This window comes from Curtobacterium sp. VKM Ac-2889, from assembly GCF_015350855.1.
Lineage (GTDB): Bacteria > Actinomycetota > Actinomycetes > Actinomycetales > Microbacteriaceae > Curtobacterium > Curtobacterium poinsettiae.
In genome coordinates this window covers 712,767-733,209 of sequence record NZ_JADKSC010000001.1, presented here as the reverse complement: position 1 = coordinate 733,209, position 20,443 = coordinate 712,767, and the positions used below count along the sequence as shown (strand labels likewise).

The 20,443-nt window shown below is 71.7% G+C and carries 22 protein-coding genes; 13 read left to right on the top strand and 9 right to left on the bottom strand.

Going from position 1 to position 20,443, the window contains the following annotated elements; genetic code table 11:
• Positions 1 to 116: 116 nt before the first annotated feature.
• Complete coding sequence (locus ITJ50_RS03695; RefSeq protein ID WP_017887881.1) at positions 117 to 599, top strand: FBP domain-containing protein; 483 nt, start codon at positions 117 to 119, stop codon at positions 597 to 599.
• Between the two features lie 164 nt (positions 600 to 763).
• Here the strand turns inward: ITJ50_RS03695 and ITJ50_RS03690 are convergent, their stop codons facing one another.
• Positions 764 to 1,750, bottom strand: coding sequence for an aldo/keto reductase (locus ITJ50_RS03690; protein WP_194589943.1), 987 nt, complete (start codon positions 1,748 to 1,750; stop codon positions 764 to 766).
• Positions 1,751 to 1,870: 120 nt separating this feature from the next.
• On the opposite strand from ITJ50_RS03690, the gene ITJ50_RS03685 reads away from it, so the two are divergent.
• The 6 genes from ITJ50_RS03685 to ITJ50_RS03660 all read left to right on the top strand — a co-directional run bounded on the left by ITJ50_RS03685 (position 1,871) and on the right by ITJ50_RS03660 (position 8,097).
• Positions 1,871 to 2,098 (top strand): hypothetical protein, encoded by a 228-nt coding sequence (locus tag ITJ50_RS03685; RefSeq protein WP_194589942.1) that lies wholly within the window; start codon positions 1,871 to 1,873, stop codon positions 2,096 to 2,098.
• Positions 2,099 to 2,237: 139 nt separating this feature from the next.
• The gene (locus tag ITJ50_RS03680; RefSeq protein ID WP_194589941.1) at positions 2,238 to 2,783 is read left to right on the top strand and encodes an acyl-CoA thioesterase; all 546 of its coding nucleotides are present in this window, start codon (positions 2,238 to 2,240) and stop codon (positions 2,781 to 2,783) included.
• Positions 2,784 to 2,909: 126 nt separating this feature from the next.
• The gene (locus tag ITJ50_RS03675; protein WP_194589940.1) at positions 2,910 to 3,791 is read left to right on the top strand and encodes an aldo/keto reductase; all 882 of its coding nucleotides are present in this window, start codon (positions 2,910 to 2,912) and stop codon (positions 3,789 to 3,791) included.
• Positions 3,792 to 3,968: 177 nt separating this feature from the next.
• Positions 3,969 to 4,553, top strand: coding sequence for a PadR family transcriptional regulator (locus tag ITJ50_RS03670; protein ID WP_031260139.1), 585 nt, complete (start codon positions 3,969 to 3,971; stop codon positions 4,551 to 4,553).
• Positions 4,550 to 5,278 (top strand): ABC transporter ATP-binding protein, encoded by a 729-nt coding sequence (locus ITJ50_RS03665; RefSeq protein WP_042537619.1) that lies wholly within the window; start codon positions 4,550 to 4,552, stop codon positions 5,276 to 5,278. The genes ITJ50_RS03670 and ITJ50_RS03665 overlap by 4 nt, the downstream gene beginning before the upstream one ends.
• Positions 5,275 to 8,097 (top strand): ABC transporter permease, encoded by a 2,823-nt coding sequence (locus ITJ50_RS03660; RefSeq protein ID WP_194589939.1) that lies wholly within the window; start codon positions 5,275 to 5,277, stop codon positions 8,095 to 8,097. The genes ITJ50_RS03665 and ITJ50_RS03660 overlap by 4 nt, the downstream gene beginning before the upstream one ends.
• A 263-nt stretch (positions 8,098 to 8,360) precedes the next feature.
• Here ITJ50_RS03660 and ITJ50_RS03655 read toward each other — a convergent pair whose 3' ends face one another.
• Together ITJ50_RS03655 and ITJ50_RS03650 are read right to left on the bottom strand one after the other, a co-directional pair.
• Entirely contained in the window at positions 8,361 to 9,032 is a 672-nt protein-coding gene (locus ITJ50_RS03655) for an SDR family NAD(P)-dependent oxidoreductase (protein WP_017887872.1), read from the bottom strand.
• Positions 9,029 to 9,427, bottom strand: a complete 399-nt coding sequence (locus ITJ50_RS03650) for a cupin domain-containing protein (protein WP_194589938.1) — start codon at positions 9,425 to 9,427, stop codon at positions 9,029 to 9,031. Before ITJ50_RS03650 ends, ITJ50_RS03655 begins: the two co-directional genes overlap by 4 nt.
• Before the next feature lie 110 nt (positions 9,428 to 9,537).
• Here ITJ50_RS03650 and ITJ50_RS03645 point away from each other — a divergent pair, with 110 nt between their 5' ends.
• Positions 9,538 to 10,695, top strand: a complete 1,158-nt coding sequence (locus tag ITJ50_RS03645; protein ID WP_194589937.1) for a PQQ-dependent sugar dehydrogenase — start codon at positions 9,538 to 9,540, stop codon at positions 10,693 to 10,695.
• A gap of 110 nt (positions 10,696 to 10,805) precedes the next feature.
• Here ITJ50_RS03645 and ITJ50_RS03640 read toward each other — a convergent pair whose 3' ends face one another.
• Entirely contained in the window at positions 10,806 to 11,690 is an 885-nt protein-coding gene (locus tag ITJ50_RS03640) for an aldo/keto reductase (RefSeq protein WP_194589936.1), read from the bottom strand.
• An 86-nt stretch (positions 11,691 to 11,776) separates the two neighbouring features.
• Here ITJ50_RS03640 and ITJ50_RS03635 point away from each other — a divergent pair, with 86 nt between their 5' ends.
• From ITJ50_RS03635 to ITJ50_RS03625, 3 genes are all read left to right on the top strand, one after another.
• Positions 11,777 to 12,697, top strand: coding sequence for a helix-turn-helix transcriptional regulator (locus ITJ50_RS03635; protein ID WP_194589935.1), 921 nt, complete (start codon positions 11,777 to 11,779; stop codon positions 12,695 to 12,697).
• Entirely contained in the window at positions 12,694 to 12,897 is a 204-nt protein-coding gene (locus ITJ50_RS03630) for a hypothetical protein (RefSeq protein ID WP_017887867.1), read from the top strand. Before ITJ50_RS03635 ends, ITJ50_RS03630 begins: the two co-directional genes overlap by 4 nt.
• A gap of 155 nt (positions 12,898 to 13,052) precedes the next feature.
• Entirely contained in the window at positions 13,053 to 14,246 is a 1,194-nt protein-coding gene (locus tag ITJ50_RS03625; protein WP_194589934.1) for an MFS transporter, read from the top strand.
• A 9-nt stretch (positions 14,247 to 14,255) separates the two neighbouring features.
• Here the strand turns inward: ITJ50_RS03625 and ITJ50_RS03620 are convergent, their stop codons facing one another.
• Together ITJ50_RS03620 and ITJ50_RS03615 are read right to left on the bottom strand one after the other, a co-directional pair.
• Positions 14,256 to 15,227 (bottom strand): NAD-dependent epimerase/dehydratase family protein, encoded by a 972-nt coding sequence (locus ITJ50_RS03620; protein WP_194589933.1) that lies wholly within the window; start codon positions 15,225 to 15,227, stop codon positions 14,256 to 14,258.
• 429 nt (positions 15,228 to 15,656) lie between these two features.
• Positions 15,657 to 16,142: a DUF4126 family protein gene (locus ITJ50_RS03615; protein WP_042539939.1), complete on the bottom strand. Its 486-nt coding sequence runs from the start codon at positions 16,140 to 16,142 to the stop codon at positions 15,657 to 15,659.
• A 125-nt stretch (positions 16,143 to 16,267) separates the two neighbouring features.
• On the opposite strand from ITJ50_RS03615, the gene ITJ50_RS03610 reads away from it, so the two are divergent.
• Positions 16,268 to 16,918, top strand: coding sequence for an NAD(P)H-binding protein (locus tag ITJ50_RS03610; RefSeq protein ID WP_056072266.1), 651 nt, complete (start codon positions 16,268 to 16,270; stop codon positions 16,916 to 16,918).
• 87 nt (positions 16,919 to 17,005) lie between these two features.
• On the opposite strand, the gene ITJ50_RS03605 is transcribed toward ITJ50_RS03610, so the two are convergent.
• Complete coding sequence (locus ITJ50_RS03605; RefSeq protein ID WP_194589932.1) at positions 17,006 to 17,989, bottom strand: matrixin family metalloprotease; 984 nt, start codon at positions 17,987 to 17,989, stop codon at positions 17,006 to 17,008.
• A 121-nt stretch (positions 17,990 to 18,110) separates the two neighbouring features.
• On the bottom strand, positions 18,111 to 18,812 hold the full coding sequence (locus tag ITJ50_RS03600) for an SDR family oxidoreductase (protein WP_042539945.1): 702 nt from the start codon (positions 18,810 to 18,812) through the stop codon (positions 18,111 to 18,113).
• A 95-nt stretch (positions 18,813 to 18,907) separates the two neighbouring features.
• Between ITJ50_RS03600 and ITJ50_RS03595 the strand changes: the two genes are divergently transcribed.
• Complete coding sequence (locus ITJ50_RS03595) at positions 18,908 to 19,303, top strand: MerR family transcriptional regulator (RefSeq protein WP_017887859.1); 396 nt, start codon at positions 18,908 to 18,910, stop codon at positions 19,301 to 19,303.
• Here the strand turns inward: ITJ50_RS03595 and ITJ50_RS03590 are convergent.
• Complete coding sequence (locus ITJ50_RS03590; protein WP_159556168.1) at positions 19,233 to 20,357, bottom strand: LacI family DNA-binding transcriptional regulator; 1,125 nt, start codon at positions 20,355 to 20,357, stop codon at positions 19,233 to 19,235. The genes ITJ50_RS03595 and ITJ50_RS03590 overlap by 71 nt on opposite strands.
• Between the last annotated feature and the right edge of the window lie 86 nt (positions 20,358 to 20,443).

The following is a 20,443-nucleotide window of genomic DNA, read 5'->3' as shown; positions in this document are numbered from 1 at the left end:
GGGCGTGAGGCCCCCGGTCGTGCCCTCGGGCGCGGCCGTCCTCGTCGAACCCTGACCTCCTCCGCCCGGTGCGGTGTGCGTCCGCACACCCCGGGCCTGCTCGAAAGCGATCACCCATGCTCCCCATCGTGGAGAAGACCCTCCGCACGTCCTTCGTCAACGCCTCCCGCAAGGAGACGACCGACATCACACTGCCCGCCGGCTTCGAGACGCTCGACTGGGACGCGCTCGACTACCTCGGCTGGCGCGACCCGAAGATCGGTCGGCGGGCGTACGCCGTCGTGCCGACCCTGGACGGCGAACTGATCGGCATCCTGTTCCGGCAGGCCGAGGCCTCGCCGCGCTCCCGCGCCCAGTGCTCGTGGTGCCAGGACGTCAAGCTGCCGAACGACGTCACGTTCTACAGCGCCAAGCGGTCCGGGCCGGCCGGTCGCAACGGCAACACCGTCGGCACCCTGGTGTGCCAGGACTTCCAGTGCTCGCGGAACGTCCGGAAGCTGCCGCCGCCCGCCTACGAGGGCTACGACGTCGAGGCAGCGCGGCTCCGGCGCATCGAGGACCTGCAGGTCCGGGCCGCGTCCTTCGCCGCCGAGGTCTGAGACGCCGGCGTGCTCGCAAGACGCCGCCGAGTCAGCGAGACGCCGCCGGATTCGGGGGCGTCACGCGCTGACGCCGGCGTCTCGCGTCCGCGAACGCGACTGACGACGGACGGGAGGCCCGGTGCCAGCTGGCACCGGGCCTCCCGTCCGTCAACCGGTCGCGTCTAGCGACCGATGGTCGACATGTCGGGGTAGCGGTCGCCGGTCGGGACCGGCAGCGCCGACAGGCGCGACAGCTGGTCCGTCGTGAGGGTCAGGTCGGCTGCGCCGACGTTCTCCTCGAGGCGTGGGACCCGCTTCGTGCCGGGGATCGGGACGATGTCGTCGCCCTGGGCCAGCAGCCATGCGAGCGACACCTGCGCCGGAGTGGCGTCGGCCTCGGTCGCGATGTCCTTGACGGCGTCGACGATGCGCATGTTCTGCGCGAACGCCTCCTGCTGGAAGCGCGGGTTCGCCAGGCGGAAGTCGTCGGAGTCCAGGTCGGACGGCTTCGTGATGGCACCCGTCAGGAACCCGCGGCCGAGCGGCGAGTACGGCACCAGGCCGATGCCGAGCTCGCGCAGGGTGTCGAGCACGTCGCCCTCGGGGTCCCGCGTCCACAGCGAGTACTCGCTCTGCAGTGCGGTGATCGGGTGGACGGCGTGGGCCTTGCGGATGGTCTCGGCTCCGGCTTCGGACAGCCCGATGTGCCGGATCTTGCCCTCCTGCACGAAGCCGGCGAGCTGGCCGATGACGTCCTCGATCGGGACGGCGGGGTCGACGCGGTGCTGGTAGTAGAGGTCGATGTGGTCCGTACCGAGGCGACGGAGGGAGCCTTCGAGCGCCTCGCGCACGGACTCCGGCTGGCTGGAGAGACCGCGCTGCTGCGTCGGGGTCTCCTCACCGGCCTCGTGGCGGTACAGGCCGAACTTGGTCGCGATGACGACGTCGTCGCGACGGCCCTCGAGCGCGCGGCGCAGGAGTTCCTCGTTCGTGTAGGGGCCGTACGCCTCGGCGGTGTCGAACAGGGTGACGCCGAGGTCGATCGCGCGGTGGATGGTGCGGATCGACTCGTCGTCGTCGGTGCCGGCGCCCGTGTAGAAGGCGCTCATGCCCATGGTTCCGAGGCCGATGGGTCCGACCTCGAGGTCTGCGAGCTTGCGTGTGTGCATGCTGCAGGTCTACTCCCGGTCCCCGGGACGGCGGGAGGCACTGGCTGTACCCGCCTCGTCATCGCTACGCTGCCAGGGACGGGGCAGGGGCCCCGGGTTCGGGGGAGTGTCGTGGTCGTCATGTGGATCGTCATCGCCATGGTCGTCGTCATCGGCGCCCTGCTGACCGTGCTCGAGGTGCAGAACCGTCGTCGTCGGCGGGCGCTCGAATCGATCGAAGACCTGTCGGATCCGCGTGACAGCGCACGCGCCGCGGCCGAAGCCGATGCGGCGCACTCCAGGACCGAGGGGCTCGCCAAGTCCGCGCATCCCGGCATCACCGGCGCCGGCGGCGGCATCCCCGGCTGAACCGGCCGAGCTGGACTGCGCCCCGCCGTTCGCGCCGCTTGTCGGGACCAGGCGTTCCGGGTCACCGGTCGCCCGCGCGCTTGGTGAGGTTCCTCCAAGGTGCTGGCACGAGCACGCGGTCCACTGGTGTGATCGACCCGTGAACCTGTACTTCCGACTGCTCCTGCTGCAGCTGCGCACCCGGTTGCGCGCTCGGGTCGGTGGACGCCGCCGGGCGTCGCTCTGGGACGAGGTGCGGACGCCGTTCCGGGTCGCTCCCACCGACCTCGACCCGTTGCGGCACGTCAACAACGGCAAGTACCTGTCGATGCTGGACCTGGGTCGGCTCGACCTGATGCTCCGCTCCGGGTACTGGGCGGTGCTGTCCGAACGTGGCTGGTACCCCGTCGTGTCGGCGCAGACGATCACGTACAAGCGGTCGCTGACGCTCGGGCAGCGGTTCGAGCTCCGCACCCACGTGCTCGGGGTCGACGACCGTGCCGTGTACCTGGAGCAGACGTTCGTGCGACAGGGTGCCGTGATGGCCCGCGCCGTGGTGCAGGCCCGGTTCCTGCGGCGTTCCGGCGGGACCGTGCCGACCGCGGACCTGCTCGAGGCTGCGGGTGGCGCGGACCGCGACCTGACGCTGCCCGACTGGGTGCACGACTGGGCGACCGCGACGCGGATCAGCAGCAGCGCGGCCTGAACGGCAGCACGACCGCTCCGAACGCCACGGTGCGCACGAACCCGTCCGTGGACTCTGCGAACACGGCAAGCGGTCGGGGGACACCGACTCAGGGACCGGCAACGCACCGGGCGTAGACCGGGGGGCATGACCACAGGCACTGACACCACGAACCGTCCGGCCGCGTCCTCCGGCACCTTCCGCATCGGCGGCGACCTCGAGGTCAACCGGCTCGGCTACGGCACCATGCAGCTCACCGGCCCCGGCGTCTGGGGACCGCCGAAGGACCACGACGAGGCGATCCGCGTCCTCAAGCGCGCCGTCGAGCTCGGCGTGACCTTCTTCGACACCGCCGACTCGTACGGCCCCTACGTCGCCGAGGAGCTCCTCAAGGAGGCCCTGCACCCCTACGGCGACGACGTCGTCATCGCGACGAAGGCCGGCCTGACCCGCACCGGCCCGAACGTCTGGCCGCCCGTCGGCCGCCCCGAGTACCTGCGGCAAGAGGCGGAGATGAGCCTCCGCCGCCTGGGCCTGGAGCGCATCGACCTGTTCCAGCTGCACCGCATCGACCCGAAGGTCCCGCTCGGAGACCAGGTCGGCGAGCTGAAGAAGCTGCAGGACGAGGGCAAGATCCGCCACATCGGCCTGTCCGAGGTCTCCGTCGACGAGGTCAAGGCCGCGCAGCAGATCGCCACGATCGTCTCCGTGCAGAACCTCTACAACCTGCAGAAGCGTGACGCCGAGGAGCTGCTCGACTGGTCCGAGCAGCAGGGCATCGGCTTCATCCCGTGGTTCCCCCTGGCCACGGGTGGCCTGACCGGCGAGGACTCGCCGCTCACCGAGATCGCCGAGCGCAAGGGCGCCACCCCGGCGCAGCTCGCGCTCGCGTGGCTGCTCAAGCGCTCCCCGGTGATGCTGCCGATCCCCGGCACGTCGAGCGTCGCGCACCTCGAGGACAACCTGGCGGGTGCCACGGTCGAGCTGACCGACGACGAGTTCGAGGAGCTGGCGAAGCTGGGTCACTGACCCTTCGGACGCGACCGCGGGTCGCGAACGCGACCAGCCGACGGACGGGAGGCGCGGTGCCAGCTGGCACCGCGCCTCCCGTCCGTTTTTCGCCCTGTCCAGATCCGCGCTTGCGTGCGCATACCGGGTATGTGCATACTCGGTATGGCCACGGTGGCCCGGGACAGGGGAAGTGTCATGAGCGTTCGGATGGGCGTACTCGCGCTGCTGGTGGGGGGACCCGGTTACGGGTACCAGCTCCGGGGGGAGTTCGAGCACCGCACCGGCGGGAGCTGGCCACTGAACATCGGCCAGGTCTACACGACCCTGGACCGCCTGGAACGCGACGGCCTGGTCGCCCGCGGCGACGCCGACGACGACGGCCACGTCGTCTACACGGCGACCGACGCGGGCCGCGCGGAGGTGGCCCGCTGGTTCAGCGAGCCCGTGCCGGCCAAGCGCGGCCGCGACGAGCTGGCGATCAAGTTCGCCCTCGCCGTGACCGTGCCCGGCGTCGACGTCGCCCGGCTGGTGCAGGTGCAGCGTGGTGCCGCGATCCGGAACCTGCAGGACCTGACGCGGCTGAAGCGGACGACCGACCCGTCGACGGACCTGGCGTGGTCGCTCGTGCTCGAGTCGATGGTGTTCCAGGCCGAGGCCGAGGTGCGCTGGCTCGACCACGTGGAGTCGAGCGTGGCGCGGTACCGGCCGGACGAGCACCCGGCGGCACCGGCCAGTGCCGACGCTTCCGCTGCCGCTGCCGCTCCCCGGAGCGCGCGGTGACCGCCGCACCGCTCCTGCAGCTCGACGCCGTGAGCGTGCACTACGGCTCCGGCGCCAAGGCCGTCACCGCCCTGGCCGGCATCGACCTGCGGGTCGAGCGTGGCGAGATGGTGGCCGTGATGGGCACCTCGGGGTCGGGCAAGTCGACGCTGCTCGCCTGCGCCGGAACCCTGCTGCCGCCGACGAGCGGCGAGGTCCTGATCGACGGCGCGTTCGTCTCCGACCGTCCCGCCAAGGAACTCGCAGCGCTGCGGCGCCGGCTGATCGGGTTCGTGTTCCAGGACTTCAACCTGATCCCCTCGTTGACCGCGGTCGAGAACGTGGCGCTGCCGCTCGAGCTCGACGGGTGGAAGGCCTCGCAGGCCCGCCGCGCCGCGGAACTCGCGCTGGACAACGTCGAGCTGTCGCACCGTGCCGACGCCTACCCGGACGACCTGTCCGGCGGGCAGCAGCAGCGCGTCGCGATCGCCCGCGGCGTGGTCGGTGAACGTCGACTCGTGCTCGCCGACGAACCGACCGGCGCACTCGACTCGCAGACCGGCGAGGTCGTGCTCCGCATGCTCCGTCGGCACGTCGACGCGGGGGCGGGCGCCCTCCTGGTGACGCACGACGCCCGGCACGCCGCCTGGGCGGACCGGATCGTGTTCCTGCGCGACGGACGTGTCGTCGACGAGACCGTGTACTCGGGCGTCGAGACCGCGCTGACGGACCGGACCGCGTCGTGAGCCGGGGCCGGCGTTCCGGGACCGCCCGGACGCCGTTCGCCCTCCGACCGGCGCTCCGTCTGGGGCGTCGGCTGGCGTTCGCGAAGGCAGGCCGCGCGGCACTGATCATCGCGCTCATCGGGATCCCCACCGCGGGGTTCGCGGCCGTCGCCGTCGTGGTGCAGTCGACGCAGGCCACCGCCACCGAGCGGCTCGACCACGACCTCGGGCACGCATCGGCGCAGATGCGGGTGTCCGGCCCGGACCTGCCCGGCATGGTGCAGGACCCGGTGCAGTGGGAGTTCACCGACTCGAAGCGGAACAGCCCGGTCACGAAGTCGGACCAGGACTCCCCGTTCGCGAACGTCCTGGCACACGTGCCCGACGGTGCGCTGTCGATCCCGGTCGGCAGCACGCCCGTCGTGCTCCAGGGGCCGAAGGGTCCGGTCGGGCTGACCGCCGTCGAGGGCAGCGTCTGGGACCCGTCGCTCGACGGTCACTGGCACGTGCTCGAGGGTTCCCGGCCGACCACACGCAGTGAGCTCATGGTCACGCCGGCCACGCTCGACCGCCTCGGGGCGCGGATCGGTGACACGGTGGACCTGACCGACCCCGTCACCAAGCGCTTCACGATCACCGGCACCATGACCGACCTGGGCACCGACCCGGGATCGCAGGGCATCTTCCTGCCCTGGGGCACGACGCTCTCGACGACCGACACCACCGACGACGTCGGGCTGACCGACGTCACCGTGTACCTGCCGTCGGACGCCCCGACCTGGTCGGAGATCCGGCAGCTCAACGCGCACGGCATCGTCGTGCAGTCGCGTCCGGTCGTGCTCGACCCGCCGGACGCCCGGCTCCCCGGCGGTCAGATGAGCTCGACGATCGGCTGGTACCTCGGCGCGATGGCACTGCTCGGCGTCTTCGCGATGTTCGAGGTCGCCCTGCTCGCCGGTGCCGCGTTCCTGGTCGGCACCCGGGCGGACACCCGCTCGTACGCCATCGTCACGAGCGTCGGCGGTGACAGACGGTTCGTCCGCACGATCGTCGCCGGGTCCGGCCTGGTGCTCGGGCTCGTCGGCGCGGTCCTCGGCGTGGCCGTGGGCACCGGGATCGGCGTGCTCGCCTACCGACTCATCGACAACGGCAACGTGGTGTCGTTCCCCGGGTTGCACGTGCCGCCGCTCCTGCTGTTGTCCATCGCCGCCGCGGGGGTGCTCGCCGGGCTCGTCTCCGCGCTCGTCGCCGCACGGTCGGCCACCCGGATCAACGTGCTCGCAGCCCTGCGGGGTTCGCTCCGTCCGGTGCCCGTCAGCCGTCCATCCCGCCGACGTCGGCGCATCTGGGGGCCGCTGCTCGTGGTCCTCGGGGCCCTGACGACGATGGTCTGCGGCGTCGGGGTGCTCATGCTCAACGACCGTCCCGTGCAGGACGACCACTGGGCCTGGGTGGTCGGTGCCGGTGTCGCGCTCGGGCCGTGCCTGATGCAGCTCGGCATCGCCATCTGCTCACCGTGGCTGCTCGCCCTGGTCACCCGGCTCACCTCGCGGGCCGGTCTGTCTGCGCGACTGGCCGCCCGCGACGCCCGCCGCAACCCGGTCCGCACGGTGCCGGTGCTCGCCAGCGTGATGAGCGTCGTGTTCGTGGCCTCGGTCGTCATCACGTGGAGTGCGTCGAGCCATGCCCAGTACGTCCGCGGGTACGAGTACACGACGGCGGTCGGGGTGGCGACGTCCGAGGTGCTGACCGAGACGAAGGACGGCGGCAGTACCGGTCGCCACGACGCGGAGCTGACCGCCCACGCCGCGAAGGTGGTGTCCGGGGTCTTCGACCAGGACCGCATCCGGGTGCTCGGTGTCACGCAGGAGCAGCCGGGCGACACCCCCTCGACCGTCACGATCCCGCACCGCTGGAGCGCGTACGACTGCCCGGCGAACGACACGACGAGCTGCTCGTACTACCTGGACACGGCGAGCGCGTCGATGCCGCACATCTGGACGGGCACCGTCGACGACTACGCCGTGCTCACCGGACACCAGCCGTCCGCAGCCGTCCGGAGCGCACTCGAGGGCGGTCGGGCCGTGTCGCTCTGGCCCGAGTACGCCCACGACGGCGCGGTCCGCATCGACACGTTCCACGACCGGACGTGGGACAGCGAGCCCATCACCGAGCGCACCCGACCGGCGGCCAGCGTCTCGATCCCCGCGGTGCTCGACGTGCAGACCCCGCGGATCCAGGTCGGCGTCTTCATGACGAAGGCCACTGCCGAGCAGTACGGCGTCCCCGTGGTCGACGGCATGCTCGTCACGACATTGCCGCACGACCTCGACCCTGCCCAGGCGGACGAGCTGAGCTCGGCGTGGCAGAGCTTCGGCGGCGACGACCGTGCACGGTGGAGCGGCCCGACGTTCACGTACGAAGCCGGTCCCACCGACAACGAGGCGCTCATCCGGGCGATCGTCCTCGCACTCGCCGCGGCCGTGACCATCGGTGCGACGGCGGTGGCGATCGGACTCGCACGGTCCGACGGGCGTCGGGACGACGAGGTGCTCGACGCCATCGGTGCCGCTCCGCGTCTGCGCCGTGGGGTGTCGACCTGGCAGGCGGCGATCCTGGCCACGGTCGGCTCGGTGATCGGCACGCTGCTCGGACTCCTGCCGATCCGCGCCCTGACCCTGCGGTTCACCGAGAGTCCGGTCGGGGTGAACCACATGCCGTTCGTGCCGGACTGGCCGGTGCTGGCGCTGCTCGCGATCGGCCTGCCCCTCGTGGTGACGGCCGGGGCGTGGCTGACCTCGCGGGGTCGGCGGCGGGTGGCGGTGCGACGGGCGCACTGACGCGCGCTCGCGTCCTGCCGCGTGCGCTGCGCTTGGTGAGCAGAAGATGTCGAGTCGGCTGCTCGGACTCGACGTCTTCTGCTCACGAAGTGGCCGACGCCTTCGGGATCGGCACCGTGCTGCTCGGTGAGCTCCACCGCCAGCGGCTGCTCGGACTGGAGGCCCGTGGCGGCGTCGCCACGGGCCTCCAGTCCGTCAGGGAGTGAGCAGAAGGCGACGGGTCGCGTCTCCGGACCCGTCGCGTTCTGCTCACTCGATGCCGCTCACGGGAGCTCGGGCAGCGCCTCCGCGTAGGCGCGGAAGTCGCCGCGCTCCGTGTGGATCGCCCACAGGCGGTCGGCGATGGACTCCCCGGAGTGCTCGGGCTGCCCGTCGTCGATGCCGAACGGGATGATGAGCTGCCCGACGTGGACGTCCTCGTCGCGGACGGCGTCGTGCAGCAGCTGCGCGTAGGCGCTCTCGGCCGCGAAGGCGACGGACGTGCCGGTGACGCGGGCGCCCGGTCGGACCGCGCTGCCGCCGTTCACGAACAGGATCGTGCCGTGGCCGATCGCGCGCATGCCGGGCAGCACCTGGCGGACGGCGTTGACCGAGCCGTAGACCGAGAACTCGATCGGGCCGACCAGGTCGTCCGCCGTGGTCTCGAGCACGGGGCGCATGTACTCCTTGGCGGGGAGCGGGCTGTACTGCAGCACCTCGATGGGGCCGAGCTGCTCGGTGGCGCGCTCGAGTGCGGTGCGCAGGGAGTCCCCGTCACGGACGTTCGCGGCGAACCCGGCTGCGGTGTGGCCGCGCTCACGCAGCTCCGCGGCGAGGCCGTCCAGGCGGTCCTGGTTGCGGGAGATCAGGGCGACGGCGAAGCCCTCGCGGGCGAAGCGCTCGGCGACGGCGAGGCCGAGGCCCTTGCCGGCCCCGACGATGGCGATGGTGGTCATGCGGTGTACTCCTCGTCGCTCACGTGCTCGAGCCAGGTGGTGGTCGTCGCCGGGTCGTCGGCGGCCTCGAGCATCGCGAGGTGTTCCATGGAGTCGGTGGGGGTCGCGCCGTGCCAGTGTTCCTCGCCGGCCGGCGTGGTGACGGTCTGTCCAGCCTGCACCTCGATGACGCGGCCGTCCCGGGTGCCCATCCGTGCGACGCCCTCGGTGACGTGCAGGGTCTGCCCCTTGGCGTGCGAGTGCCAGGCGGTGCGGGCGCCGGGCAGGAACCGGACCTTGGCGACGGTCATCGTCTGACCGGGCTCCTTCGGCGAGGCGATGGCGTCGAGGTACACGTCGCCGGTGAACTGCTCGGGCGGGTTCTTGACGGTCGGCTGCTTCGGTTCGATCTGCATGCCGACGACGGTAGGCCGCTGTGCGCACCGTCGAGAGGTGCCGACAGAACCCCTCAGGGGTTTCCCGAACGCAGCGTGTGTGATCGACCCACGACCCCGGGAGGATCATCGTGGACACACCCGCCGGAACACCCCGCAGCCGCCGCCTCTGGTCGGTGGCCGGCCTCGCCGCGGTCGCCGCCCTGGTCCTCTCCGCTTGCACGAGTGGCGACGGAGCAGAGCGGGACGGATCCGGCCGCGGCGGCGCACCGACGGCGCGCGCGTCCGCACCCGCCGATCTGGCGGCCGGTCAGGTGGCGCTCGACGGTGACACCACCGACGTGGTCACCGGCCTGGAGGCCCCCTGGTCGGTGGTCCTGACGGGTGACGACGGCGACGCGCTGGTCAGCGAGCGCGACTCGGCCCGGGTGCTCGAGCTGCGGTCCGACGGCACCACCCGCCAGGTCGGCACCGTCGACGGTGTCAGCCACGGCGGCGAGGGAGGACTGCTCGGGCTCGCACTGCACGACGACGACCTGTTCGTGTACTCCACGGCCGACGACGGCAACCGGATCCAGCGGTACGAGCTGACCGGGGACACCGGGTCGTGGGGGCTCGGCGAGGCGACGACGATCATCGACGGCCTGCCGAAGAACTCGTTCCACGACGGCGGCCGGATCGCGTTCGGCCCGGACGACATGCTCTACGCGAGCGTCGGGGACGCCGGTGCGAGCACGGACGCGCAGGACGAGGACTCGCTCGCGGGCAAGATCCTGCGGCTCACCCCGGACGGCGACGTCCCCGCCGACAACCCGATCGACGGGTCACCGGTGTGGAGCCTCGGACACCGCAACGTGCAGGGCATGGGGTGGTCGTCGGACGGCACGATGTTCGCGTCGGAGTTCGGCGAGAACACGCACGACGAGCTCAACGTCATCGAACCGGGGTCGAACTACGGCTGGCCCGAGGTCGAGGGCACCGGCGGCCAGGACCAGGGCTTCGTCGACCCCGTGCAGCAGTGGTCCACCGATGAGGCGTCCCCGAGCGGCCTCGCCGTCGTCGACGACACCGTGTTCGTCGCGAACCTGCGGGGCGAGGTGCTCCGGGCGGTCCCTGCCGACGAGCCCGGCACCGCGACCGAGTACTTCGCGGGTGACTTCGGCCGCATCCGGACGGTGCTCGAGGGGCCGTCGGACACGCTCTGGTTCGTCACGAACAACACCGACGGCCGCGGGACGCCGTCGAGCGGGGACGACCGGATCGTCTCCGTCCCGCTCACGCGCACGTGAACGGGAGGCTTGTGGCCCTTCGTTCGCACCAGGTCGCCTGACGCGGAGGTGGCGACCACCGCACGGCCGAGCGCGGCCCGCACCGCGCCTCCGGGCCGCTCGTGGTCGCGTCAGGCCTCCGGGATCACCCGGTCGAACCGGCTCGTGTCCGCCCCGTCCGGGTCCGGGCCGTTGCGACGGCCGGTGTCCAGCGCATCGAGCCGCGTGAGCTCGTCATCGGTCAGCGCGAAGTCGAAGACGTCGAAGTTCTCGGCGATGCGACCGGGGTTCGTCGACTTCGGGATCGCGTTCCGCCCCTGCTGCACGTGCCAGCGGAGCATCACCTGCGCCGGCGTCCTGCCGTGCGCCTCGGCGATCGACCCGATCGTCGGGTCGTCCATCACGCTGACCCGCTCGTCACCCCAGCCCGGGTAGAACGTGATGCCGCCGATGGGGGACCACGCCTGGTCGAGGATGCCGTGCGCAGCGTCGGCGCGCTGGACGTCCGGCTGGGTGAAGTACGGGTGCAGCTCGACCTGGTTGAGCGCCGGGATGACGTCGGACTGCTCGAGCAGGGAGCGCAGGTGGTGCGGCATGAAGTTGCTCACACCGATCGCGCGGACCCGGCCGTCGGCGTGCAGGCGCTCGAGCGCCCGGTACGCCTGTACGGTCTGCTCGAAGCGGTCCGGCGCGGGCTGGTGCAGGATCAGCACGTCGATCGTGTCGAAGCCGAGCTTGCCGGTGGCCTTGTCGAAGGCGTGCAGGGTCTCGTCGAAGCCGTAGTCCGAGACCCAGATCTTGGTCTCGACCACGATGTCGTCACGGTCGACGCCCGAGGCACGGATGCCCTCGCCGACCTCGCGTTCGTTGCCGTACGCGGCGGCGGTGTCGATGTGGCGGTACCCGGTCTCGAGGGCGGTGCGGACGGCGTCCACGGTCTCCTCCGGGGCGCTCTGGAACACGCCGAAACCGATGGCGGGGATCTCGAGGCCGTTGTTCAGGGTGACTGTCTCCATGCCGACGACGCTACGACCGCCGGGCGCCACCTGACGGGTACCAGCAGCCCCTGCTTCCGCCACCCTGCCGGCCGTACCGTGGACGCATGGACACCAGGAGCGAAGTGCGTGACTTCCTGCGCACACGCCGCGAGCGCGTCACGCCGCAGCAGGTCGGGCTGCCCGACTTCGGCGGGGTCCGCCGCGTCAAGGGACTGCGTCGTGAAGAGCTCGCACTGATCGCGGGGATGAGCGTCGACTACTACGTCCGCCTCGAGCGCGGGAACCTGACCGGTGTGTCCGAGGGCGTCCTCGAAGCGCTGTCCCGCGCACTCCGTCTCGACGACGCCGAGCACGCGCACCTGTTCGACCTGGCCCGCCTGCAGAACGCCTCGGGCGCCTCGCGCCGGACGACCCCGACGTCGAAGGTGCGGCCGAACGTGCAGCGGGTGCTCGACTCGATCAGCGCGCCCGCCTGGGTCCGCAACGGACGCTTCGACTTCCTGGCCGGCAACACCCTCGCCCGAGCGGTGTACTCGCCGCTGTTCCTCTCGCCCTCCGGTACCCCGAACACCGCGCGCTTCGCGTTCCTCGACCCGCGGGGGCAGCAGTTCTGGCGCGACTGGGACTCGGTCGCCGGGGACGTGGTCGCCGCACTGCGCGCCGAGGCGGCCCGCTCGCCGTACGACAAGGGGCTGACGGACCTGATCGGGGAGCTCTCCACCCGCAGCGACGAGTTCCGGCGACGCTGGGCCGCGCACGACGTGATGCGGCACCGGAGCGGCGTGAAGCGGGTGCACCACCCGGACGTCGGCGACATCGACATGACCTACGAGACGATGGAGCTCGTCACCGACTCCGGACTGACCATGGTCGTGTACGGCACCGAGCCAGGGTCGTCCTCCGAGGAACGGCTGCAGCTGCTGGCGAACCTCGCTGCGACGAGCGCGACGGCCGTGTCGACCGACACCATCTCCGCTGGTGCTGCTGGCGCTGCCGCCGCTGCTGCTGCCGGGGAGGACGCGTGAACGAGACCGAGTCCGTCGAGACCGTCGTCCAGGCTCCGACGACCGGGTTCCTCGGTCGACTGCGGTTCCGGTGGCGTGCCGAGCAGGAGATCCACGAACTCACCCGCGACCGCGAACTCGAGGAACGGGTCCGAGCCGAGGCAGCGGTGCGGCTCGCGCCCGGGCCGTGGCACCTGGGGGAGCTGTTCCGGCGGCGGTGACGGCTGAGGGGGGAAGACAGCACCTGTCACGGCCCCGCGGTCGGCCCTAGCGTCGAGGTCATGCCGTTCGTCGACACCGACCCCGAGTTCACCCGGAACCACGCCGACTTCGTGGACGAGACCCTGCGGAACGCCTCGCTCGGAGCACCCGGAGCATGAGCACGGAGCACTCGATGTCGACGGGCCGGACACTGCTGTTCGCCGTCGCCGGGGGAGCGGCGGTCGGCAACCTGTACTGGTCGCAGCCGCTGCTCGACGACATCGCATCGTCGCTCAGCACCTCGGCGTCGCTCGCCGGACTGCTCGTCACGCTGACCCAGGTCGGCTACGCCCTCGGCATCCTGCTCGTCGTGCCGCTCGGGGACGTCCTCGACCGCCGGCGCCTCATCCCCTGGGTGCTCGTCGCCTCCGCCGTCGCGCTGCTGCTCGCCGCGATCGCTCCGACCTTCGCGACGCTCCTGGTCGCCCTGGCGCTGGTCGGGCTGACCACGGTCGCCGGGCAGCTCCTCATCCCGCTGGCCGGGGACCTCGCCGACCCCGCACAGCGCGGACGCGTGGTCGGCACGATCGCGTCCGGGGTGCTCACCGGCATCCTGGTGTCGCGGACGATCAGCGGCCTGGTCGCGGACGCGTTCGGGTGGCGTGCGATCTACGTGCTCGCCGCTGTCGTCGCGATCGTCCTCGCCGTGCTGCTGCGGCGCGCCATCCCGGAGCTCGAAGCCCGCGGCGGGGTGCGGTACCCGCAGCTCATCCTGTCGGTGTTCCGTGCCATCGGGACCCACCGGACCGTGCAGGTCACGCTCGTGATCAGCTCGTCGGTCTTCGCCGTGTTCACGATGTTCTGGACCGCCCTGACGTTCCTGCTCAGCAGCGACCCCTACGACTTCTCCACCAGCAGCATCGGGCTGGTCGGCCTGGTGGGGCTCGCGGGTGCCGTGGCGGCGCAGCGGGTCGGGCGACTGCACGACCGGGGGCTGTCGGTACCCGTCACCGGGGGAGCGATCGTGCTCCTGCTCGTCTCCCTGGTCGTCGCCGGGATCGGTGCGCACTCGATCGTCGTGGTGCTGCTCGCCGTGCTGCTGCTCGACGTCGCCGTGCAGGCCGCGAACGTGCTCAACCAGACCCGGCTCTTCTCGGTCGACCCGGCCGCGCGGAGTCGGCTCAACACCGCCTTCGTCACCTCGAACTTCATCGGCGGGGCGATCGGCTCCGCGCTGGCGTCGGTGCTGTGGAACGCCGGGGGCTGGACAGCGGTCACGATCGGCGCCGCGGTGCTGACCGGGTTCGCCGCGACGGTCTGGGTCGTGCACCGGAACCGCGGGCTCGTGGTCGAGCCGGAGCGGGTGTGACCACGGTGCTCAGCGGACCAGGGGGTTCGCGACCTCGAGCTCACCGTGGTCGACGAGCCAGCGCACGGCGTCGAGCACGGTCTCCTCGGCGGTGAACGCCGGGCCGTAGCCGAGCAGCCGGTTCGCCTTCTCGGTGCTGAAGACCTGGCTGCGGGACAGGTGCTCCCAGCTGGCGTCAGCGTGCTCCGGAGCCGTGGTCTCGCGGAACCGGTCCCACGTGACGGAGTCGAGCCGGGCCTCCTGGCCGAACCAGGACGCTGCCAGGTGGGCGTACCCGCGCGCGGTGAGCGCCGTCGGGGCCGTGATGAAGAAGTCCTCGCCGGCCGCAGCGTCGCGGTGTTCGACCGCCAGCTGGAACGCCTGCGCGACGTCGTCGGCGTGCACGTGTGCCATCGTCTCGGCACCGAGCCCGGGGACCTCGAGTGGTTCGCCGGCGGACAGCTTCGTCAGCACCGACGTGTCGAGGTTGCCGAGCGGACCGATCGGCGTCCAGCCCGGACCGCTGATGTGCCCGGGGTGCAACGACGTCGTGACCAAACCACCTGATGCAGTTTCTTCCTTGAGCATCCGGGCGATGGCGTCCTTCTGGACGCCGTAGTCGCCGAACGGCTGGGTCGCGTTCCGCTCGGTGATCGGCAGCACGTGCGACACACCCGCGCGCCAGATCGAGCCGCAGTGCACCAGGTGCGTACCGGTGCCGCGGAGCGCGTCGACCAGGGCTGCGGCGGAGGACTCGGTGAAGCAGACGAGGTCGACGACGGCCTCGGCACCGAGCGCGGCGATGCGGCTGCCGAAGGTGCCGTCGCGGTCCTCCTGCTCGCGGTCGGCGGTGATCCGCTCGACCTGCTGCCACTCCGGGGCGTCGGCGTACGGGGTGCTCGTGCCGCGGGTGACGGCGACGACCCGGTGACCCGAGCGGACGAGACGGGGGACGAGGAACGAGCCGATGTGGCCGGTGGCTCCGATGACGACGATGTGCATGGGGCCACCGTAGGCCGCGGCCTGCGGATCGTGAGCAGGAACGGTCGGGTGTGGCGATCGGGCACCGTGCCGACCGCTGTCGGCCTGTCGGTCGGGCCGTCGGTCGGCGGGTCACGACACGTCGCGAGGCGAACGCCGACCGGTCACGAACTGTCGGCCGCCGACCCGCCGACCGACACTTCGCGACCACCCCGCGGACCTGAGCGGCACGTCCTGACCGCTCGCACCTGCCCGCCGGAAGGCCCGTGGCGGCCTGGCACCGCGCCTCCCGTCCGTCCGCCTGTCGGTCGGGCCGTCGGTCGGCGGGTCACGACACGTCGGGAGGCGAATGCCGACAGGTCACGAACTGTCGGCCGCCGACCCGGCGACCGACACTTCGCGACCACCCCACGGACCTGAGCGGCACGTCGTGACCGCCGCTCCCACCCCTCAGTCGGCGGTGATGACCTTCACCGAGCCCGCGACGACCGCGGCGTCCTCGGCGAGCGCGACGACCGGGTCGGGAAGTCCCGTGCTCCCGACGAGCTTGCGCGCGCCCCAGCCGACGAAGCTGCCGACGAGGGCGCCGACGCCACCGAGGATCGCGCCCTCGATGCGCAGGTCGCGCTTGCCGGTGGTGCCGAGGGCCGCACCGGCGAGGGCACCGGACGCGACGCGACCGAGCAGCGCAGAGGGGGCGATGCGGTTCGGGGTCTTCGGCAGCTTGTCGCCGATGAGCTCACCGACCGCGGACGCCACGAGCAGCCCACGGCCGAGCGGGGTGCTGAAGACCTTCCACTGCTGCCACGACCCCTTCAACGAGGACCGGTCGTGGTTCAGTGCGAGGACGGCGAGCGGGGTGGCGCTCCGGCCGCCGCTCATGATGCCGAGGACCAGGGTGCGGACCAGGGTGTGCTGCTCGTGCTGCTTGCTCATCGTGACTCCTGTCGTGTTGCCCCCGACGGTACGCACGGTGCCCCCGGGTGTTCCGAGCATCGCGGGCGACTGGTCGACGTCCCGCGTTCCCCGGGTACGGAGCCGCCCCGAGTAGCGTCCGGACCATGAGCAACGTCATCGTCTTCGGCGGCCACGGCAAGGTCGCACTCCTCGCCACCCGCATCCTGTCCGAGCGCGGGCACACCGTCACCTCCGTCATCCGGAACGCCGACCAGTCCGACGAGATCCGGGCGCACGGCGGCGAACCGCACGTCGCGGACATCCAGCAGCAGTCCCTGAACGACTTCGCCGAGCTCGTGCGCGGGCACGACGCGGTGGTGTGGTCGGCCGGTGCCGGTGGCGGTTCCGTCGACCGCACCTGGGCCATCGACCGCGACGCCGCGGTGCTCTCGATCCAGGGGGCGAAGCAGGCCGGGGTCGACCGCTACGTGATGGTGTCGTTCTCCGGCTCGCAGCTCGACCACGGGGTCCCGCAGGACCAGGACTTCTTCGCCTACGCGCAGTCCAAGATGATCGCCGACGCCGTGCTCCGCGACTCCGGGTTGCAGTGGACGATCGTCGCCCCGAGCACCCTGACCGATGACGAGCCGACCGGGTCCGTCGACTGGGACGGCACGTCGAGCCAGGTGCCGCGCGGTGACGTGGCCCACGTGGTCGCGGACGTGGTCGAGAACCCGGGCACGGCCGGCAACACCTTCCGGTTCAACGAGGGGTCGACCCCGGTGGCGGAGTTCCTGCGCGCCGACGCGGTCTGAGCAAGACCTCCAGCCCCACAGACAGACGAACGGGGTCGCGGCGGTTCTCCGTCGCGACCCCGTCCCTGTCCCAGGAGCGCATCGAGCTCAGTAGAGCGTCGAGATGCCCGTCATGTCGCCGCGGCCGAGCGTGCGGCCGCCGAGCTCGCAGTAGCCGCCGGACGGCTCCATGACCTGACCGGTACCGGTGGCGACGTGGTCGAGCCCGTACAGGTGGCCCCACTCGTGCGTCGCGACGACCTGGGTGTCGAAGCGGGCGCCCGAGCAGGTGGCCGTCGAGCTCCACTTGAAGCCGGTGGCGTAGCGCTGGTCGGCCTCACGGGCGTTGCCGTTGCCGTCGAACCAGACGCACGTGACCCCGAGGGTGCCGGTGGGGAGCTTGCCCCAGCCCATCACGTTGTACCCGTTGTTGCGCGAGCAGCCGCCCTGGTCGGTGAGGTTCGGCTTCTGGGTCGCGAGGCGCAGGTAGTCGTTCTTCGCCGTCGACGTCACCGTGCGGTCGCAGGCCGAGATGGTGCCGTTCCACGCGTTCGCGCCCTTGCGCAGGGCGTCCTTGGCGTAGGTCGACTTCTGGCCGGTCTGGTTGTAGTACCACTTGACCGTGCTCGGCCAGGTGTAGCCGGACGCCTTCCACGCCGTGCTCGTGCACTTCGTGGTCGCAGCGGTCGTCGCGGCGGGCTCCTGCGCGGTCGCGGCCTGGCTCTGCGCACGTTCCTGCTGGACGGCGGGAGCGGACCCGCGCCATGCCTCGTCCACGCGGACGGCGACGCCGGCGGAGCCGTTGTTCGCGATGAGGACGTCGGCGAGCTCGGGCGCGCCCGGCGCCGAGGTGCTGCTCGCCATCACGCTCTCACCCGGTGCGGGGAGCGCGAAGGTGCGGCCGTCGGGCGTGACGACCGTGCCGGACGTCGCGGTGCAGCCGCTCTCGAGCGTCTGCACCGACAGGGTCCCCGGGGCGCAGCTCGCGCCGGTCCCCGGGGTCGCCGCCTGGGCGGGTGCTGCGGTGATGGTGAGCCCGGCGAGGATCGCGACGATCGCCCCGGTGCTGAGTGCGTTCCTGACAGGACGCATGGTTCCCTTCCAGCGGCGGGCGACGTGCCCCCCGTTCCTGATCCGGGTCCATGGTCGCTGATGACCCAGCGCCGGGTCCAGGACTGCGCTGCGGGGACATGCCCCCAGTCAGGGGCGACGCTCAGGCGAACTGCGCGTAGAAGCGCTCCGGTGCATCGGCGAGCGATGCCTTCACCATCCGGCTCCAGTCGTCGACGACGACCTCGGCCGCACCGCGCTCGACGCCGTCCAGCGCGGCCCGCGCCACGTCGGCCGGGTCGACCTTCGGCCCCTCGTAGCCGTCCATCATGTCGGTGTCCGCCGCCCCGAGGTGCAGCCCCTGCACGCTGATCCCCTTGCCTGCGAGCTCCAACCGGACGGCGTTCGTCAGGTTCCACTCGGCGGCCTTCGCCGCCGCGTACGCGCCGGATCCCGGGTAGACGAACCAGGACAGTGCGGACAGGACGTTCACGATGCCGCCGCCACCGTTCCGCTCGATCACCGGCGCGAACGCCCGGATCATCGCGAGGTTCCCCCAGTAGTGCGTGTCCATCTCGCGGCGCGCATCGGTGAGGTCGTCGGTGAGCAACGAGCCCGTCGTCGAGATGCCGGCGTTGTTCACGAGCAGGGTGACGTCGCCCGCGGCGGCGGCCGCCGCCTCGACCGATGCCTGGTCGGTGATGTCGAGCGGCAGCGCCACGACGCCCTCGATGTCCACGAGCTCGGGTCGACGTGCGGTCGCGTAGACCTTGGTGGCGCCGCGCTCCAGCAGCTGCAGCGCGAAGCGGCGTCCGATGCCCCGGTTCGAGCCCGTGACGAGTGCGACCGATCCAGCGATGTCCATGGTGTCTCCTCCTGCCGCGCGGGTGTCTCCCGCAGCGGCTCGGCTACGCTAAGACCTCACATTCATGTCAGGGGCAAGCCCGGATCGGAGTCCACATGCGCATCGGTGACCTCGCAGCCGCGACCGGCGTCAGCGTCCGCTCGCTGCGGTACTACGAGGAGCAGGGACTGCTCACCGCGTCGCGCACCGCGAGCGGGCAGCGGATCTACACGGACGCAGCCGTGGAGCGGGTCCAGCTCGTGCAGCAGCTGTTCGCCGCCGGGCTCGCGAGCCGCACGATCGTGCAGCTCTTGCCGTGCGTCGACCGCGGGGAGTCGACGCCAGAGTCGTTCGCGCTCCTCCTCGCGGAGCGGGACCGGATCACCGCGCAGCTGGCCGAGCTCGAGGCGGTCCGCGGGCGCCTCGAGCAGGTCATCGCGATCACCGAGCACCCCACCGCCGAGCACTGCCCGGCACTGCGTGACCGACCTGCGGAGCCGGTCGCGGCCTGAGACACCACCCCAGGACGGACGGGAGGCCCGTGGCGGGTCCGCCACGGGCCTCCCGTCCCGAACGGGTCGCTGACGACGCTCGCACCACCAGCGCGTGGCGCGAGCGCAGCACGCCCGGTGTCGCCGGGGCACCCTCCTCGAGCTGGGCGACGAGCACCCCGACGGCCGTCGCCGCTGTGCGGTCGAAGTCGGCCGACACCGTGGTCAACGCCGGGGTGGAGTACGCCGACTCCTCGATGTCATCGAACCCGACGACCGCGACGTCATCCGGCACGGTCCGGCCCGCCAGCTGCAGCGCGCTCATCGCCCCGAGTGCCAGCGCGTCGTTGCAGCAGACGATCCCGTCGACCGGCACCCCGGCCTCCAGGAGCTGTCGTGCAGCCGCCGCCCCCTCGGCCCGGTGCCACAGCGCGGTCGGCACGACGCGCTCGGGCGCGAACGGCACGCCGTGGTCGTCGAGCGCCTCGCGGTAGCCCCGCAACCGCTCCTGCGCCGTGCGCACCGGGCCCGCCGGATCGGAACCGATGAACGCGATCGAACGACGACCGGCGTCGAGCAGGTGGGTGGTCGCGTCGCGCAGGGCGTCGGCGTTCGACATGGCGATGAACGGCACAGGGGCGTCCGGGATCGGCTCACCGAGCACGACGAGGGGGAACTTCACCTCGAGCGCGGCGGCGTCGCTCGGTCGGACGGTCAACGGGCTGTAGATGATGCCGTCGATGGAGTGCTCGCGCATGCGGGTGATCGCGTCCGCCTCGCGCACGCCGCTCGCGGTCTGCTCGATCAGCACGGTGTAGCCCACGGCGCCGGCAGCGCGGATGACGGCATCGGCGAGTTCGGCGAAGTACGCCTGCCGCAGTTCCGGCACCGCGAGGCCGAGCACCTTGGAGCGTCCGGCGCGGAAGTTGCGGGCCGAGACGTTGAGCTCGTAGCCGAGCTCGTCGACGGCGGCCATCACGCGGTCACGGGTGCGGACGGAGACGTGTTCGTAGCCGGACAGCACGTTCGAGACGGTCTTCTTCGAGACACCTGCCACGGCGGCGACGTCGCTCATCGTGGGTGGAGAGCGGTGCCCCTGCGCCATCGGGCGCCCCCTCTCACGTGCGGACTGCGTTCCGCAGGAACCTACCGCACCAGCGT